17 protein-coding genes are annotated in these 17,665 nt (G+C 36.3%); 8 read left to right on the top strand and 9 right to left on the bottom strand.

Going from position 1 to position 17,665, the window contains the following annotated elements:
• Nucleotides 1-48: 48 nt before the first annotated feature.
• The 6 genes from IPO46_02750 to IPO46_02775 all read left to right on the top strand — a co-directional run bounded on the left by IPO46_02750 (nt 49) and on the right by IPO46_02775 (nt 7,825).
• Nucleotides 49-2,031, top strand: coding sequence for a S9 family peptidase (locus IPO46_02750; protein ID QQS63536.1), 1,983 nt, complete (start codon nt 49-51; stop codon nt 2,029-2,031).
• A gap of 168 nt (nt 2,032-2,199) precedes the next feature.
• A complete protein-coding gene (locus IPO46_02755) occupies nt 2,200-2,676 on the top strand; it encodes a DUF1801 domain-containing protein (protein ID QQS63537.1) in 477 nt (158 codons plus the stop codon).
• A gap of 209 nt (nt 2,677-2,885) precedes the next feature.
• Complete coding sequence (locus IPO46_02760) at nt 2,886-3,659, top strand: hypothetical protein (GenBank protein ID QQS63538.1); 774 nt, start codon at nt 2,886-2,888, stop codon at nt 3,657-3,659.
• 164 nt (nt 3,660-3,823) lie between these two features.
• Complete coding sequence (locus IPO46_02765) at nt 3,824-4,711, top strand: hypothetical protein (GenBank protein ID QQS63539.1); 888 nt, start codon at nt 3,824-3,826, stop codon at nt 4,709-4,711.
• Nucleotides 4,712-4,834: 123 nt separating this feature from the next.
• Complete coding sequence (locus tag IPO46_02770; GenBank protein QQS63540.1) at nt 4,835-5,326, top strand: hypothetical protein; 492 nt, start codon at nt 4,835-4,837, stop codon at nt 5,324-5,326.
• 354 nt (nt 5,327-5,680) lie between these two features.
• Complete coding sequence (locus tag IPO46_02775; protein ID QQS64302.1) at nt 5,681-7,825, top strand: amidohydrolase family protein; 2,145 nt, start codon at nt 5,681-5,683, stop codon at nt 7,823-7,825.
• Between the two features lie 460 nt (nt 7,826-8,285).
• Here IPO46_02775 and IPO46_02780 read toward each other — a convergent pair whose 3' ends face one another.
• From IPO46_02780 to pdhA, 9 genes are all read right to left on the bottom strand, one after another.
• A complete protein-coding gene (locus IPO46_02780) occupies nt 8,286-10,784 on the bottom strand; it encodes a DNA gyrase/topoisomerase IV subunit A (GenBank protein ID QQS64303.1) in 2,499 nt (832 codons plus the stop codon).
• Nucleotides 10,785-10,833: 49 nt separating this feature from the next.
• A complete protein-coding gene (locus IPO46_02785; protein ID QQS63541.1) occupies nt 10,834-11,226 on the bottom strand; it encodes a VOC family protein in 393 nt (130 codons plus the stop codon).
• Nucleotides 11,223-11,579 (bottom strand): DUF4260 domain-containing protein, encoded by a 357-nt coding sequence (locus tag IPO46_02790; GenBank protein QQS63542.1) that lies wholly within the window; start codon nt 11,577-11,579, stop codon nt 11,223-11,225. Before IPO46_02790 ends, IPO46_02785 begins: the two co-directional genes overlap by 4 nt.
• Nucleotides 11,579-12,400, bottom strand: a complete 822-nt coding sequence (locus tag IPO46_02795) for a DUF1835 domain-containing protein (protein ID QQS63543.1) — start codon at nt 12,398-12,400, stop codon at nt 11,579-11,581. Before IPO46_02795 ends, IPO46_02790 begins: the two co-directional genes overlap by 1 nt.
• A gap of 13 nt (nt 12,401-12,413) precedes the next feature.
• On the bottom strand, nt 12,414-12,824 hold the full coding sequence (locus IPO46_02800; protein ID QQS63544.1) for an EVE domain-containing protein: 411 nt from the start codon (nt 12,822-12,824) through the stop codon (nt 12,414-12,416).
• A 38-nt stretch (nt 12,825-12,862) separates the two neighbouring features.
• The gene (locus IPO46_02805; GenBank protein ID QQS63545.1) at nt 12,863-13,582 is read right to left on the bottom strand and encodes a (Fe-S)-binding protein; all 720 of its coding nucleotides are present in this window, start codon (nt 13,580-13,582) and stop codon (nt 12,863-12,865) included.
• An 87-nt stretch (nt 13,583-13,669) separates the two neighbouring features.
• The gene (locus IPO46_02810) at nt 13,670-14,167 is read right to left on the bottom strand and encodes a 6,7-dimethyl-8-ribityllumazine synthase (GenBank protein ID QQS63546.1); all 498 of its coding nucleotides are present in this window, start codon (nt 14,165-14,167) and stop codon (nt 13,670-13,672) included.
• The gene (locus IPO46_02815) at nt 14,167-14,904 is read right to left on the bottom strand and encodes a tetratricopeptide repeat protein (GenBank protein QQS63547.1); all 738 of its coding nucleotides are present in this window, start codon (nt 14,902-14,904) and stop codon (nt 14,167-14,169) included. The genes IPO46_02810 and IPO46_02815 overlap by 1 nt, the downstream gene beginning before the upstream one ends.
• Nucleotides 14,905-14,946: 42 nt before the next feature.
• A complete protein-coding gene (gene pdhA / locus IPO46_02820) occupies nt 14,947-15,939 on the bottom strand; it encodes a pyruvate dehydrogenase (acetyl-transferring) E1 component subunit alpha (GenBank protein ID QQS63548.1) in 993 nt (330 codons plus the stop codon).
• A 144-nt stretch (nt 15,940-16,083) separates the two neighbouring features.
• Here pdhA and recF point away from each other — a divergent pair, with 144 nt between their 5' ends.
• Both recF and IPO46_02830 read left to right on the top strand, forming a co-directional pair.
• Nucleotides 16,084-17,172 (top strand): DNA replication and repair protein RecF, encoded by a 1,089-nt coding sequence (gene recF, locus IPO46_02825; GenBank protein QQS63549.1) that lies wholly within the window; start codon nt 16,084-16,086, stop codon nt 17,170-17,172.
• Nucleotides 17,173-17,239: 67 nt separating this feature from the next.
• A complete protein-coding gene (locus IPO46_02830; protein ID QQS63550.1) occupies nt 17,240-17,656 on the top strand; it encodes a hypothetical protein in 417 nt (138 codons plus the stop codon).
• Nucleotides 17,657-17,665 lie beyond the last annotated feature (9 nt).

The raw sequence follows: 17,665 nt of genomic DNA on the forward strand, positions 1-17,665 counted from the left end.
ATATCCTTTAATTAAATATAAATAAATGTTGCATAAACACATTTTAAAATGATAAAGAAACATAACATCCTTAATAAATCAATTTTAATTTCCCTGCTGCTAATTATAGGGTTTTCGGTATTGGCACAACGCACTACAGTGGGCAATCTTTTAGTTGAAGCAGCAGGCGAAATACCTTCAGCTGTTTCGGAAAAGCTCGATCAGTATAATAATATCCGCACTGCAGGTTTTGCAGACTGGGATGCCACGGGTAATGGACTGTATATAGTTACCCGCTTTGCCGATGTAGCTCAAATACATCATGTAAGTAAGCCTGGAGCTTACCGTGAGCAAATTACTTTTTTCAAAGAACCTGTAACCGCTGTTTCTAAATGTCCCAATCCTGGTAAAAACGGTTTTCTTTTCAGCCAGGATATTGGAGGCAACGAAAATTATCAAATTTATTATTTCGATATACAAAGCAGCGTTTATACAATGCTCACCGATGGAAAAAGCCGCAATACTAATGCTTTGTGGAATAAAAAGGGCGATAAAATAGCCTTTGCCACTACCAAACGAACCGGCAAAGATTTAGATTTTTACATTGCTCCTCTTAGCAATCCTTCGGAAGCAAAACTGGTTAAGGAAAATAAAGGTGGCGGATGGTTGCTGGCAGACTGGAGCAATGATGGCAATAAATTAATAGCCATAAACTACACTTCCATCAACGAGTCAAAAATTTATTTGATTGATATTGCCACAGGAAAAATGGAAGAAATTAACCCTTCCGGCAAACAAATTTCTTATTCAAACAGAAATGTAAAATTTTCAAAAGATGGCAAAGGCATTTTTCTCACATCAGATGAAGATGCAGAATTTCTTAGCCTCTGGTATTTTGATTTTACATCAAAGAAAATGTTGAAAATAACCAACCTGAATTATGATGTAGACAGGATTGAACTTGCTGCAGATGGTTCAAAACTTGTTTTTGTAGTTAATGATGCTGGTTATTCAAAACCTTACCTGCTGAACATCAAAACAATGAAGTATTCTCTTTTAAATTTAGGTGCAAATATTTCTATTTCAAATATAGGCTTCAATAAAGACAATAACCGGGTTGCGTTTACTATAAATACTCCTACTCAAGCTTCTGAAGTATTTGTACATAATTTAAAAACCAACTCTACAATACGCTGGACCTTTAGCGAAACAGCCGGCTTGAATCCAGATAAATTTAGTACAACAACACTCATAGAATATCCTACTTTTGACAAAAATACTGAAACGGGAAAAAACCGGATGATTCCCTCATTTCTGGTTATGCCCAAAAATACAACTGGCAAATTACCTGTACTCATTAGCATTCATGGAGGCCCCGAAGGTCAATCAAGGGCAAATTTTAATGTATTGAATCAATATTTGGCAAACGAATTGGGTATTGCTGTTTTACTACCAAATGTTAGAGGTTCGGCTGGTTATGGAAAAACTTATTTAAAATTGGATAATGGCAAATTGCGTGAAAATTCAGTAAATGATATTGGTTCTTTACTCGATTGGATTGCCACTCAACCCAATTTAGATGTATCACGTGTTGCGGTTTATGGTGGCAGCTATGGTGGGTATATGAGTTTGGCATGTATGACGCATTACAACAGCCGGCTTACCTGTGGTATAGATTTATTTGGGATTTCAAATTTTGTAAGTTTCCTTAAAAACACTTCAGGCTACAGGGCCGACCTGAGAAGAGTTGAATATGGTGATGAAAGGGATATTGTTATGGCAGAGTTTTTAACAAAAATAAGCCCTTTAACCAATATTAAAAATATTACAAAGCCCATGTTTATCTACCAGGGCGAAAACGACCCAAGAGTTCCCCTATCCGAATCGGAACAAATGGTAACAACCTTAAAACAAAATGGCGTTGCCGTAAGTTATATCCGGGCAAAAGATGAAGGACATGGCTTAGCAAAAAAAGCAAACCGGGATTATATCTTTGCAGCAATGGCTGTGTTTTTAAAAAAACATTTGGTTGGGGAAGGAGCAATACAGTAATATATTTTCTTAGGTATCCAATTTATTTTGTCCAAAAGACAGGTTAACTTAGAAATAATAAATTTGCGAAAGAACAAAAAAACCAAAAACCTGCAATTAATTCTATTTTTATTATCTTCATCAGTAAAACAAAATACCAATAGAAACTGAAATAAATAAAATTCAAAAATGAAAGCAACCGGAAAAACAGTAAATGAAATCTTATCATCTGTACCTCCAGAAAGAAAGGAAGCATTTAACAAGCTACACCTGGTAATTGTAAAAAATCTACCCAAAGGTTTTGAAGCAGCAATTAGCTACGGTGGCTTAGGATATGTAGTACCGCACAAGCTTTATCCCGGTGGCTACCATTGCAAACCCAGTGAGCCACTCCCTTTTGCCGGCATTGCTTCGCAAAAAAATAGTATTAATTTTTATCACATGGGCATATATTCAAACCCAAACTTACTAGAATGGTTTGTAAGTGAATATCCGAAGCATAGCAAAAAAAATCCCGACATGGGAAAAAGTTGTATACGGTTTAAAAATATGGATGATATACCCTATAAACTCATAGGTGAATTAATGAAGAAGATGAGCGCAAAAGACTGGATAGGTATTTATGAATCTAATTTTAAAAAAACAAAAACCGGCAACAATAAATAAATAAATGAAACTAATTTTTTTTCTTTCTTTTTTAGTTATGTACTGCTACTTGTGCCTGAGTACCCGAACACATGAAAGAAATTATTTTTTTGCAAAAAATACCAGTATAAAATGAAAATGCCGACTATTACAGTTAACTCATGCACACATCACTACATATTTAAATAATCATTTGTACTTTTAGCTAACTTTACTACAAATTATTTTATATGCAAAAAGCCTTTTTACCCTTAGTACTTTTTTTCTGCTGCACTAGTTTAAGCGCACAGGATGTGGAATACAAAAAAGGAATGATCATAGTTGATGGAAACGATTATGCAAGAGTGGAAGTAGAAAAACAAAATTTTGGCCTTACCAAATCTTTTGAAGTATTTTCTCTTTCTGGTAAAAAATTAATTATTGCCGTTGTAGCAACAGAATTTGACCAGGATAAAAATGATAATACCTACTTATTTTACAGGCTCAGTTTTTTAACCTCCAAGCAGGTGGGCATATTTAAAGTAGCTTCGCTGGGTCAGGAGAAAAGTTTTGCAAAACTCATTGGCAAAAGCGGCATTATAATTAAAGACACAACAAACGATGAAAAAGTAAGGGATTTTATTGCCGCAAAAGGCGCCAGCCCCAGGATAGCTATTGATTATAGCATGGTGCCCAGAAGCCGCTCCTGGCCTGTTTCTATAAATGCGGATAAAACCATTGAACAAAACTCAAAAATTATTGGCAGCTTTAAACCTACTGGCTCATATAATGGCCAGGATTTTTATGAATTCCAGCTTCCTTCTGGTATAACCATTGCAAAAATTTCTTTTGCCGGCGGCAACAATGCTCAAAATATGGAAGTATTTACCGCAAAAGATAACAACAAAAGAATAGTACCTATGCCGGAAAAAGATAAAATTATTGTAGCCGATACGAGTATAGACAAAAACCAGTTTATGCTTAAACGTGTTGCAAAATGGCTTATAGATTATCAATACCTGTAAGCAAAGTAAAAAACAAAATATCAGTAATTGTACGCAATAAGCCGGGCTATACTTTATTGCTATACGCTAAATTACGTACACATTGGGTGAAGCAGGCATTTTGAAATAGAATATCTTAGTTGCTGATTTTATTTCAAAAGAAAAATAATTTCATCTGCCTAAATTTGAAAAAGAAAATATTAATAACACTCTTTACTCTGGTTTTAATAGTACTTCCGTTTTTTATAGGGATTCTTATAGGTAAATATTCACCCTATATTGAAACGAACAACATTACTACTTATGTAATAATTTGGGCAATCATTTCAATTACCTTTTCTTCAGTTGTGATTTTAGCAGTAAAGCTTATTCACCGTTCTTTTAAAAAAATATTAGTTGCTGGTGCATTCCTCATGTTGCTATTCTGCCCAATAGCTGGTATTGTTGGCTTAGCTGCACCACCTGATCTTAGCATTAAAATGCTTGATCACCCAGAAAGGGAGCATTTAAGGTACCTATTTCTCTTTTTAGCGGCAATAATCTTTGGGGTTTTTATTTTTCTTTTACTTAGAAATAATTCAATAGTAATAAAATCCCCAACAAAATGGATAATTACGATTGTTTTTTTTATTGCCTTTGTAGAATTTATTTGGGAGTTTACTCACCATTACTTTTACCCCGAAGCATTGAAAGAATGGATAAGCGAGGGTAAAAAAGCAGAAGATTTCGGCAAAAATTACGACAATATCAATATCATTAATATTGGCGTTATAGGAAGACTCTTACAGTTTTCGTCAATAATATGGCTTTCCATACATTTATACAAGTTGCGCCTAATTAAAATTTGGCATCCAATAATCAGTTCCATTTTGGGTTTATTGGGTATTGTTTCTGCAATAGTAATAATGATAACCCACTTTAATATTCCAAAAAGGTTTGAAATTTTATTGATCTTCTTTATTCCGGGTTTCTCGTTTTTTTTACTTTATTGGCTTGCTGTAGCAATATTGACTAAATGTAAAAAAAACGAAATAATAACCTGGCAAAACCGCACCCAACAAAAAAATGGGTAGTGTAGTAACCAGTGCTTTCGGTATCTTTTTATACAATGCCAAGTCATCTATTTCCCAGTGCAATTCATCCAATAATTATTGAAATTAAAAATGTCTTAACTTTAATTAAAGGAATTATCCTTTATGAAAAAATATTTTTTCTTTGCATTGCTCTTTTGCATCCAGCAATCTTTTTCACAAAACCTTACCGGCATTTGGCATGGGAGCTATCAATATGGCTTTCGAAAAGCTCATTATTCGTATACCATCACACTTTTTATAAACTTAGATAATAAAGGTTTTCTTAACATTCATAGCCATAAACTTGTAAAAAAATACAATAATATGGATTCTATTGTTGTAAATAAAGTAGAAATACTAAAAAGAAAGAAAAACAAAATTACCCTTATGGTAGTTGATACTACAACCCAGGTAATTTCAAGTTTACAAAAATTTAATTTAAAATATAAGGTTAAAGCGAATGCTGAGTATCTCGATGGTTCTTGGTCGTCTCAAAATTACGAATGGTCAACCTTTCATTTCTCAAACTACAATAACTCCGGGAAAATTAAGTTAAAAAAATATACAAGCCAGAACGCCGATTCATTAAATATATCAGTCAAAAAAATAAATTAAATCAATTTCATTTGGCCATTTAGTAGTAAATTCAATTCCGGTTTAGTTTCTTATGGTATCCACCCTACAGCAATAACCAAAGCGTTTCAACTGAGTTTCATCAACCTAATCAATTTTAAAATTCTTAAAATGAAACAAGTTACATTTACCTTCATCAGTTTCCTTATCGCCTTTTCCCTTTTTGCCCAAAATAAAATTATTGACCCTGCTGGGGTTACTTTTTCTTTACAAAATGCTGCATCACTATCAAAAGAGGAGGCAGCAATACAACATTTGTCCAAAACTGTTGCAGCTTATTTTCAAGAAATAAAAGACAGCTCCTGGGTTTTAAAAGATATACCGGCAGATATCCAAATGCACTTGTACATTACCTGTGCATTTGCATCGGGCAATTACAACGGCCTCACAGACAGGATACATCAATACCGCAAAAGCAATAAAACCCCTTATTTACAAAAAGTGGGCAAGGCATATATTGAAAGTTATATTGCCGCTTTTCCCTTTAAAAACGATAGCCTGCAGTTCAAAAAAAAATATGAAGAAACTTTTAGCACATTATTTCAAAAAACCACATTGGAAGACCTGCCACGGATTATAAACAATAAAAAGGATGCAGAAAACGCCAATGCAGAAAATACCAAAAAAAAATATTTAACTGCGGTTCCTGCCGACACGGCAAAAAGCATCAGCTTTAGAAATGCCATTACCTTGATTTTTGCATATGTAGATACAAAATTTTCCGGCTTACAGGATGCAGAACTTTCCGTTTATAAAAAACAAATTGCAAAGCTGGAAAACTCCGTGGCAAATCCAATTGCTGCAAAATATACCTTACCTGTGGCGCCTATAGCCATAACCCATGCAAATATTGTAAATGTAATTACCGGAAAAATTGATGCAGACCAAACCATTCTCATTAATAAAAATAAAATAATTGAAGTAGGTACTTTTAAAAAAATAAAAATACCCCACAATGCTACCCTTATTGATGCAATGGGCAAATATGCAATGCCGGGAATGACAGACGGGCATATCCACTTTTTTCAAAGCGGAGGCCTTTATACCCGGCCCGATGGCATTAATGTTCCCGGCATTTATCCCTACGAAAAAGACCAGCAATGGATTAAAGAAAATATGTACGACCTTATGGCAAGGTACATTGCCTGCGGCGTTACCAATGTAATAGATGTAGGCGGGCCTATGAGTAATTTCGAAATAAGAGAAAGGGTGAATAATGAAATTACTTCGCCCAATGCCCTGGTAACCGGCCCATTAATTTCAACACTGCAACCAAAGGGTTTTATAAAAGATAATTTACCTATTATTAAAGCATCTACTGCAGAGGAGGCAATTTCTTTAATTATCCAACAACTTCCCTACAAACCCGATTTTATTAAAATATGGTATTTAGCAGAAAATAAAAAAGATGCCCTCCATAACTTACCCATGGTAAAAGCAGCCATAGATGAAACTCACCGTAATGGCTTAAAAGCCTGTGTTCATGCAACTGAATACGAAACCGCAAAATTAGCAGTAGAAGCAGGCGCCGATATTTTAGTGCACAGTATTGATGATAAATTACTTGATGAACCTTTTCTTCAATTGCTCAAAACAAAAAATGTTACTTATATCCCTACCCTGCAGGTTTACGCTAATTATATGAGGTTGAGAATACAAAACTTTTCATTTGAACCGCATGATTATAAATATGCCAATCCATTTATGCTGGGCAGTACCATGGACCTTAAGCATATCAACCCAACCGTTTCGGGAATTGATTATAATTATTTTCGCACAGTTATAAAATTGCCCAATGCGATAGATACAATTTTGGCAAAAAATTTACTTTTTGTTTCAAAGGCCGGTATCAACGTTGTTGCCGGTACCGATGCAGGTAATATAGGCACACATCATGGCTCCTCTTTTTTAAAAGAATTGGAAATGATGAAATCTGCAGGCTTAAGTGAATGGGAAATTTTAAAAAGCTGCACTATCAATGCTGCAACTGGTTTTGGAAAAGAAAAAGAATGGGGAAGCATAGAAAAAAATAAAATTGCAGATATATTATTGCTGGATAAAAACCCTTTGCTTGGGTTATCTGCATTATATTATATCCCTACAGTAATACACAGAGGTGTAATACTTAAAACCGATGAACTCTTACCATTAAGCCCTGAAATACTGGTACAGCGACAACTCAATGCTTATAATGCCAGGGATATAAATGCCTTTTTAGAACCTTATGCAGATAGTGTAGAGCTGTATCAATTTCCGGGTACCTTATTGAGCAAAGGCAAAGAGCAGATGCGCCAGCAATATGAAAGCATGTTTAAAAACTTACCCGGTTTACATTGCGAACTTAAAAAACGTATCATTAAAGACAATTTTATTATTGACCATGAAAGTATTACTGGTATTGGGCAACCACAAAAAATTGAAGCCATTGCCCTCTATGAAATTGAAAATAATAAAATAATAAAAGTTTATTTTATTCAATAAATTGCTCCTTAGAAAAATTTTTTGCCGTTTTTTACTTAGGGTATTTTTTTATAAAAGGTTACCGTAAAATAAAATATATTTTATGGGTTCACAAAAAATTATAAGGAAAACTTTTGAGCCAACGCTCTAAAGCGTAGGCCGAAATACAGGAACAAACATGCAAGCCAGGATATGAATTGGTATTAATCTATTTATCCAGGCAATCAAATATACAACAATGAGATGTGACTTGCAGAAGAGGTTATTTCTGCTAAATGGCCTTGGATAAAACGAATGCGGTAATATATATCTCCCAGGATGCACAAATATTTTATTTGATACTTACCCTGTTAAAAAAGAAAGAATTAAATATAAAGAACCTGTAAAAAACCTGTAAATCATCAATATGGATTGCTGGATTCGAACCAGCGGTACCTACTACCAGCCAGGAAATACAATTTATGAATATTGAAATTTCGGTTTAGTCAAATAACTCGCCCTGGTTGCATTTATTTTCTTTAAGCTCCCACTCCATTTCCACGGATTTATTAAAATCTTCCAATTTTACACCCACCGCTTTCCAGCCGGTAACTTCTACATTTTTTCCAACCTTATATTTAATAGTGTTCACCTGCTGTCCCCGGCCTTTTTTTACTTTTAATACAGGATCTGCATCCGTGGTTACGGTTTCCAGGCGATTGCCCCTGCCTTCTTTTATAAAATAGAATTTATTATTTAAAGTTGTGGTTTCTATTTTAAACCTTTTGATGTTAAACTGAAATTTATCATTGTCCAGGTAAACAGCGGTTATAACTTTATCTGCATTAAATTTTTCAATCAGTACTATTTTTTCGGGGTCAAAGCGTTGTGTAAGCTCCTGCCCTACTATTTCATAATTACCATCGGTATCTATTACCAAAATCCTGTCCTCTGCATCAAACTTACCCAGGTATTCTCCTTTTTCTTCAATATTCAACCTCCCAAACTTGGTATCGAACCAAAATTTTTTAGCTTCCAATGTGGATCGGCCGGCATCTTTAAATTTTATAGATTTTATGGGATATTTTGTTACCTGGTTGCCCATGCTGCCCCGGCCTTTAATTTCCAGTACTTCAAAATAAAACTCAAACTCTTTGTTTCTTGCACTGCAATTGGGGCTAAGGAGTACTTTCACTACTTCAGCCTCACCATTGGGATTGGCAGAAAAATAATGCACTTTGCTTTTCTCGGTGCCTTTGGTAAGGTTATATTCTTTGTCCCTGGTTATTCCGGTTACATTAAAACGCTTGGCATAGCTTACGCCGGTTTTTCCATCGGCATAAATCAAATTATAGGTAGTGCGGTCGTCGGTTTTTAAAAATACCGCAACGTGTAAAATATCTTTTCCAATAAAAACTTTATCGGCAACTTTCACCACCTTCATAATACCCCCTTTGGTAAACGCAATAATATCATCCAGTTCAGAAACATCCGTTATCAGTACATCTTTCTTTAATCCTGTGCCAATAAACCCATCAGCATAATTGGCATACAATTTAATATTGGCAATAGCCACTGCTTTGGCTTGTATAATGTCGAATTGTTTAATTTCTGTTTTGCGTTCCCTTCCCTTACCATATTTTTTCAGTAGGTTTTCATAATAGGTTACGGCAAAATCTACCAGGTTGCTTAAATCAAATTTTACCTGTTTTATTTCTGCATTTAGCGCATTTATCTGCTCGTTAAGTTCGTCAATATCTAATTTATAAATACGGCGAACGGGTTTTTCGGTAAGCTTTAAAATATCTTCACGGGTTACGGGGCGTTTCAGTTGTTTTTTAAACGGATCAAAAGCTTTGTCAATTGCAATAATCACCTTTTCCCAGGTTTCATGCTTTTTTTCCAGCTCCTTATAAATTTTTTCTTCAAAGAAAATTTTCTCAAGGGATGTATAATGTAATTTTTCCTGCAATTCGCTGAGTTTGATCTCCAGCTCTTTTTTCAAAAGGTCTTTGGTATGGTCGGTGGCAATTTTCAATAATTCATGTACGCTTAGAAATTGTGGCTTTTGATTTACAATTACGCAGGCATTGGGAGAAATGCTTACTTCGCAATCGGTAAATGCATATAAGGCATCAATGGTAATATCCGGCGAAATACCCGGCGCCAGTTCCACCAGAATTTCTACCTTGGCCGCAGTATGGTCAGTAACTTTTTTAATTTTAATTTTTCCCTGATCGTTGGCTTTTACAATGCTATCCATTATTTGTGTTGTAGTAATGCCATAAGGCACACTGCGAATAACCAGGGTTTTTTTATCGGCTTCTTCAATTGTTGCCCTTACCCTTATTTTACCGCCTCGCAACCCTTCGTTATAATTAGCGGCATCTATGCTTCCACCGGTTTGAAAATCCGGCAACAGCTCAAACTTTTTTCCCCGTAAATATTTTATGGAAGATTCTATGAGTTCGCAAAAATTATGAGGGAGAATTTTTGTGGCCAATCCCACAGCAATTCCTTCGGCACCTTGCGCCAGCAACAAAGGAAATTTCATGGGTAAGGTTACCGGCTCGTTTTTGCGGCCATCATAACTCAATTGCCAATCGGTGGTTTTTGCATTAAAAGCCACATCAAGTGCAAACTTGCTTAGCCTTGCTTCAATATACCTTGCTGCTGCTGCATCATCACCGGTGCGTACATCGCCCCAGTTTCCCTGTGTTTCAATGAGTAAATCTTTTTGGCCCATATTTACCAAAGCATCGCCAATACTTGCATCGCCATGAGGATGGTATTGCATGCTTTGCCCAATAATATTTGCCACTTTATTAAAACGGCCATCATCCATTTCTTTCATGGCATGTAAAATGCGCCGCTGTACAGGCTTTAAACCATCTTCCATTGCAGGCACTGCCCTTTCTAAAATTACATAACTGGCATAATCTAAAAACCAGGTTTTATATTGGCCGCTTACACCGCTATTATTTTCTTTTTGTTCACTCATCATTATGCAATCTTATGCTATTCTGATTTATTTAGAAATTATTTAGAATTTATCCACTTGTTTCATAAAGCTCCAAAGGCTGTCCACTTGGGTCATTAAAAAAACTAAAGCGCTTCCCGGTTAATTCATCAAGCCTTATTTCCTGCACTGCTACTTTATTTTTTTTTAAATGTGCAACTGCTGCATCCAAATCTTCAACGGCAAAAGCCAAATGCCTTAATCCTTTTGCTTCGGGGAAACTTAATCTTTCTTTTGCATCGGCAAATGAAAAAAGCTCAATTTGGTATTTGCCATTTACCGACAAATCAAGCTTATACGAATTTCTATTTTGCCGGTATGTTTCCCTAATAATTTTAAACCCTAAAACCTCAGTGTAAAAATATTTACACTTTTCATAGTCGCCGGCAATAATGGCAATATGGTGAATGCTCATTATATTCATGTGCCTTTACCTATTGTGCCCAGGTGTGTAACATTAAATCCGTCAAAATATTTTAAACCAAAGCCCAAAAACCTATCTAGCGATGAATGGCCAAAAATTACAACGGCCATCAACAACAAATAATCGGATGGAAAAAAATAACAAATAAAAACCAGGGTAATAGCTACGGCTTTATGGTGAAAAAAATTGTAACAAATTGCGCCTGTTTTTTTATTCAGCAAATAGCCCAGCATACTGATGTCGGGCCCAATGAGCAATAATACATACCAGTACCATTCTGCATGCAAAAAAGGTAAAAAATAAATACTCATGAGCAGCATTGCCAATTCTTCCAGTTTTAAACTCCATTTCATTAAGCGGTAATTGCTGTTTTGGTTTTTACTTCAAAATCCTTCATGGTTCCCAGTTTTCCCTGCACATCATAAATTTCTCCTGCAATCAATGTTTTCAATCGCCAAAGCAGGTAAGCATCGCCGGTTACATATTTTGCTTTATGCAAATACTGGTGAATAATTTTAGATGCTTTTTGCCAGTCTTTAGAAATAAATTTCTTAAGGTCGTTGTCGAAAAAATCATAGTTCTGCTGAACTAATTTTTTTCCGCCTTCAAGTACTCTTACGCCAAAACCTTCCCTGCAAATTTTGTTCCATTCGTCGGTATCCACTTCAAATTCACTTATGGTAATCTCCCTGGCCATTCTTTTGGCTTTCAAAAATTCTTTTGCAGGTATTTGGTGCAGCCAGTTGGGATAAAATATCTGGCCTTTATCATTAAAAAAAGGCAGGTTGTTTAAATATAAAATAAAAACACGGCTTTGAAATTCCCTTACATAATTGAGCAGCCAGTAATAGCCGCAAATATCGTGGCCATTTTGTGCAGCCCAAATCCAAATTACTTCATTTTCATCCTGATGCATTTTCTCTATTAGGTAATTTGCGGTTTTTTGATCATCTACTTCGCCGCTTCCTGCTTTGCCGGCATAGTCGCCATCCTCCAGTACAGTTCTCCACCACTGCCGCCTATCTTCCATACCGTATGTTTCATAAATATTATCCAACGGACCCACGGCATAATCGTCTTTTACTAAAATTACGTTACCGGCAAGGCTTTCGTCCATTCCAATTGCCTCATTCAAAACAGTTACATCTGCTTCGTTAAATACTATATGCATCATTATTTATAAAATTTTATTTTTCGCCGGCGATAGATAAAATAATTTTCCATTCTTCACTACTAACCGGCTGTACCGATAAACGGCTAATGCGTACCAGCGCCATGTTCAACAACTTTTTATTGGCTTTTACCTGCGCCAGGGTAACAGGGTTTTTTAATTGTTTCACCGGTTTTACATCCACCGCTACCCAGGCATCGCTATCAGCAGTTGGGTCAGTATAAAACGCTTTGTCCACTTTTGCAATACCTACAATTGCCGTATCATCGTTACTATGATAAAAAAATACTTCATCATTTTTTTTCATGGCTTTTAGATGGATGCGTGCTGCGTAATTGCGTACGCCATCCCACATGGTTTTTTTATCTTTAACCAATTGATCCCAACTGTATACAGAGGGTTCAGATTTTATAAGCCAGTAATTCATACTGTAAAAATACTATTTAGTTTCAATGCTTTATTTGCTTACCATCCGCTTGCAAGCACATCGGCAATATGCATGGTTTTAAGCGGAGTATTATTTTTTTTAATTACGCCATCAATATGCATCAGGCAACTGGAATCGGTTGAAATGATGCATTCTGCGCCTGTAGCCAAAGCATTGGTAATTTTTTGCTGTGCCATGGCAACAGAGATTGGTTCGAATTTTACTGCAAATGTGCCACCAAAACCACAGCAGGTTTCGTTGTCGTTCATTTCTGTGAGATGCAAACCTTTTACATTAGCAAGCAATTTACGTGGCCCTTCTTTAATATTACATTCCCTCAATGCAGCACAACTATCGTGGTAAGTTGCTTTTACATTTAGCGTTGCGTCAAAATCATCCTGCTTCAAAACCAGGATTAAAAATTCGGTAAATTCATAAATTCGTTTCCCTATGTTATTGGCTTCATTTTTTTGTGTGGTATCGTTAAATACCTGCGGAAAATAATTTCTTACAAAGCCAACGCAACTTGCGCTGGGGGCAACTATAACATCGGCGGTATTAAAATCGTATAAAAATTTTTTAGCAACACTGCTGCACTCATTTACAAAACCAGCATTAAAAGCGGGCTGGCCACAGCAGGTTTGATTTGGGTTGTACAACACTTCGCACCCTGCTTTTTCCAATACTTTTACCATACTGAAAGCCGTTTGCGGATAGAGCTGATCAATAAAACAGGGAACAAAAAGCTGAACTCTCATAGCTGCAAATTAGGTGAAAATAAAATTAAAACAGGAACGAAAAGGCACAAGATGTAAACAACCTGTTGAAAGAAAGTGTTGGTAAAATTATTGCACGGGCTTTTTTTGGAACGATTCATTTAAACTTATCATTTTTAGTGCGGTAGCTGCAGCTTCTTCGCCTTTGTGGCCATGCTTACCACCAATGCGTTCCTTTGCCTGCCTTAAGTTATTTACTGTAAGCACCCCAAAAATTACAGGCACAGGAAGCGTAATATTTAATTGGGTAATACCATTGGTAATGGAAGTGCACACATAATCAAAATGCGGTGTATCGCCTTTTATTACGCAGCCCAATGCAATAAAAGCATCAGGCTTTTTCGACATTTTATTCCAATAGCTGTTTATGGCAAAAGGTATTTCCACGGCGCCGGGCACTTCAACCAAAATATATTTTACTTTCTTATTTGCTAATATTTTTTTTGCGCCGGCAAGCAACTCATTTACCACAGACTGGTTCCATGCGGTATATACTATTACAACAAAGGCACTGGCTTTTACGCTGGTGCCTCTGGTTTCAAAAATGTTTTTTGATGATTGTGCCATTATTTAATTACACCCAGTTTTGCCAGGTGTTTGTCAATTTCTCCGCTTACAGCTGCATTATTTGTTGGGTATTTATCCTGCACCTGTGTGTACAAATCTATTGCGTCTTTATTTTTTCCTAAAGATTCTGCATAAGCAGCAGCAAGGAGCAAAGCATCTGCAGCAAAGGTTTCATCTTTGGAATTTACCGAAGCGCCTTTTTTGTAATAGTTTAAGGCTTCATCGCTGTTCTTTTTTTCAGCATATGCATGGCCCAGCATTACATAAGCCCTGCTTTCTACCTGTGTTGCGCCATGGCCGTTAAATTCTTTCAGGTATTTTATGGCTTTGTCGAATTCTTTTATTTGCAAATAAGCAGCGCCGGTCATGTATGCCGCAAGGTTTGCCGCCTGCGTACCGCTGTAACTGTTTTGTATTTTCAAAAGGCCAGTTACGGGCTGGCCTTCCAATACACCGCCATTCAATAATATATTTACAGAATCTTTATTAAATCCTGCAGATGCCATTTTATCAAAAAGTTTTTGTGCCGGAAAAATGGTTTCAGCGGCCTTGAGTTCTTTGGGCTCTTTTACAAAAGTTTTATAAATAAAATAGCCTGCAATTGCCAAAATAATTGCCGAGCCAATATAAATAATTGGCTTGCTGTATTTATCCCAAAAGCCCAATACTTTTACAAGGGCTTCGTTCTCTTCATGATGCGTAACAGTTGTTGCTGTTGCTGGTTTATTTAATGACATTTTTCTTTGTTTATTATACTGCCTTTAAAAAAAGGCAAATGATTAATCGGTTATAAATGGATAATCTTCCTGTGTTAACACATCTTTAAGCAGTTCGTCATCCAAAGGCCAGGGGCTTTCTTCAGAAAATTTTACGCTTTCTTCTACTTCAGCTTTTACCCTTTCGTTAATGGCTTCAATTTCTTTTTCGCTTACTTTATGCGTTTTGGTAAGTATGGAAAGTACATGCTCAATTGGGTCTTTTTCTTTGTATGATTCCAACTCTTCTTTAGTACGGTACTTTTGAGGGTCGCTCATGCTATGACCTTTATAGCGGTAAGTTTTTATTTCCAGCAAAGTAGGCCCACCTTTTTCCCTTGCCCTGTTTACTGCCCGTAACACGCCGTCGTGTACTGTTTCCGGGCTCATGCCATCTACTGCATCGCCGGGCATTTCATAGGCATCTGCAAGTTTATAAATATCCAGTACATTGCTGGTTCTTTCTACCGAAGTTCCCATGGCGTAGTTATTATTTTCGCAAATAAAAACTACAGGCAGTTTCCACAGCATGGCCATATTAAAAGTTTCGTGCAGCATTCCCTGGCGTGCAGCGCCATCTCCAAAAAAGCAAAGCACTACGTTTTGTGTGCCTTTGTATCTTTCTGCAAATGCAAGCCCTGCGCCAGTACCAATTTGTGCGCCTACAATACCATGGCCGCCATAAAAATTTTCTTTTAAACCAAAAAAATGCATGCTACCGCCTTTGCCTTTGCTGCAACCGGTTGCTTTGCCGTATAATTCGGCCATACAAGATTTTGCAGAAACACCTTTGGCTATTGCCAATGCATGATCACGGTAAGCGGTAATAAATTTATCATCTGGGTTCGTGGCCGTCATGCAACCTGCAGCTACTGCTTCCTGGCCAATATATAAATGACAAAACCCCCGTATTTTTTGCATACCATAAAGCTGGCCTGCTTTTTCTTCAAAGCGGCGCAACAAGAGCATCAATTCGTACCAATAGAGATAAGTATCTTTTGAGAATTTTGTAGCCAAGGCCTGGTTTTTTAGGCTGCAAATATAGGGGAAAACTTTGAGCCTTTCAACTGCTATTGCGTAAGGTTTTTTAGCAATAAAACTGCTTTTTATGGGTAAATACCGTAATTTTTTACAGTGATTTGAAACTATCTTGCAGCCGCAATGCTCCTGCTTAAAAAAATTATATTAACGCATTTTAAAAATTATGAAATAAAGCAATTTGATTTTGCCCAAAATATTGCAGGTATTTGCGGGCCAAACGGTGCGGGAAAAACCAATCTTTTAGATGCCATTTATTATTGTTGCTTTACCAAAAGTTATTTTTCGGGCACCGATGCTTTAAATATCGGCTTTGGCAAAGAGGGTTTTAGGCTGGAAGCTTTTTTTGAAGAATACGGCATTGCTTTTACCGTAAAATGCATTCACCGGGGAAATAAAAAAGAATTTTTTTTAAATGATGTGCCATATGAAAAATTATCAAAGCATATTGGCCGTTTTCCAGCGGTAATGGTTGCGCCAGATGATACCGGGCTTATTAGTAACGGAAGTGAAGAACGACGGAAATATTTAGATATCCTCATAAGCCAGGTAGATGCAGAATACCTGCAGCAGTTAATGCAATACAATAAAATTTTACAGCAGCGCAACAGCTTTTTAAAATCTGCAGCTGTTGAACATGCAATTGATTTTTCACTACTGGATGTACTGGATATGCAACTGGCCAAACCGGCAAAATATATTTTTACAAAAAGGTCGCAGGTATGTGAGGAATTGATACCGCTCATAGTACAATTTTATCATCAACTTGCCGGCAATAACGAAGTGATAAGCTGTCGCTATGAAAGCAACCTCCATTTTTCTACCATGGAAGATTTACTGATAAAAATGAGGCAGCGGGATCGGCTCCTGCAACGCACCAGCGCCGGCATACACAAAGACGAATTAGGTTTTGAAATCAATAAACATATTTTTAGAAATACCGCATCGCAGGGCCAGCGTAAAACTTTATTGTTTGCTTTAAAACTGGCCGAGTACGAGCTCCTTAAAAAAAATAAAGGCATAGCGCCACTATTATTACTGGATGATGTTTTTGAAAAATTAGACCAAAACAGGATGCATAATTTATTGCATTGGGTTTGCAGCAACAACAAAGGCCAGGTACTCATTACCGATACCCATAAACAACGTATGGAAAATTCATTTGCAAAACTTCAAATTGAACATCAAATAGTTGAATTATATATGCTATAAATTTTTTTTTATAAAAAATAAAAAGACTACTTTTAGTAGGCAATTTAACAACTAAAAATAAAATAATATGAAAACAATTAGCACTTTTTTTACTTGCAGTTTTTTGCTACTACTTTTTGCAGGTTTTACAGAAGTTAAAGTGCAACATAGTAAGCTTTCATTTGTTTCTACTTTTTACAACAACGGAACTATTACAATCCCTTATGTTGAAATATCGGATAATAACGGTTCGGATAACGCTTCCAATATCTCGGCAAACAGTTCGGGAAACCTCATCCATTCAAGCAGTCCATCGGGTACGGTTGAGATAACAGTTCAAATACCTGCAAACCATCCAAAGGGAAGAGTAACTGTAAAAAGGGGAAATGTAGCATTTAATTGTTATGATTTTGGAGCAGGAGGAAATGGAATCATCGTCTCTCTTTTTGACAATAGCCCCAATGGAGATTCTTACACTATAATTTTTGATGGTTTGCTATGTTAAAAAACAATA

The sequence above is a fragment of the Chitinophagaceae bacterium genome (assembly GCA_016699815.1).
GTDB lineage: Bacteria > Bacteroidota > Bacteroidia > Chitinophagales > Chitinophagaceae > Ferruginibacter.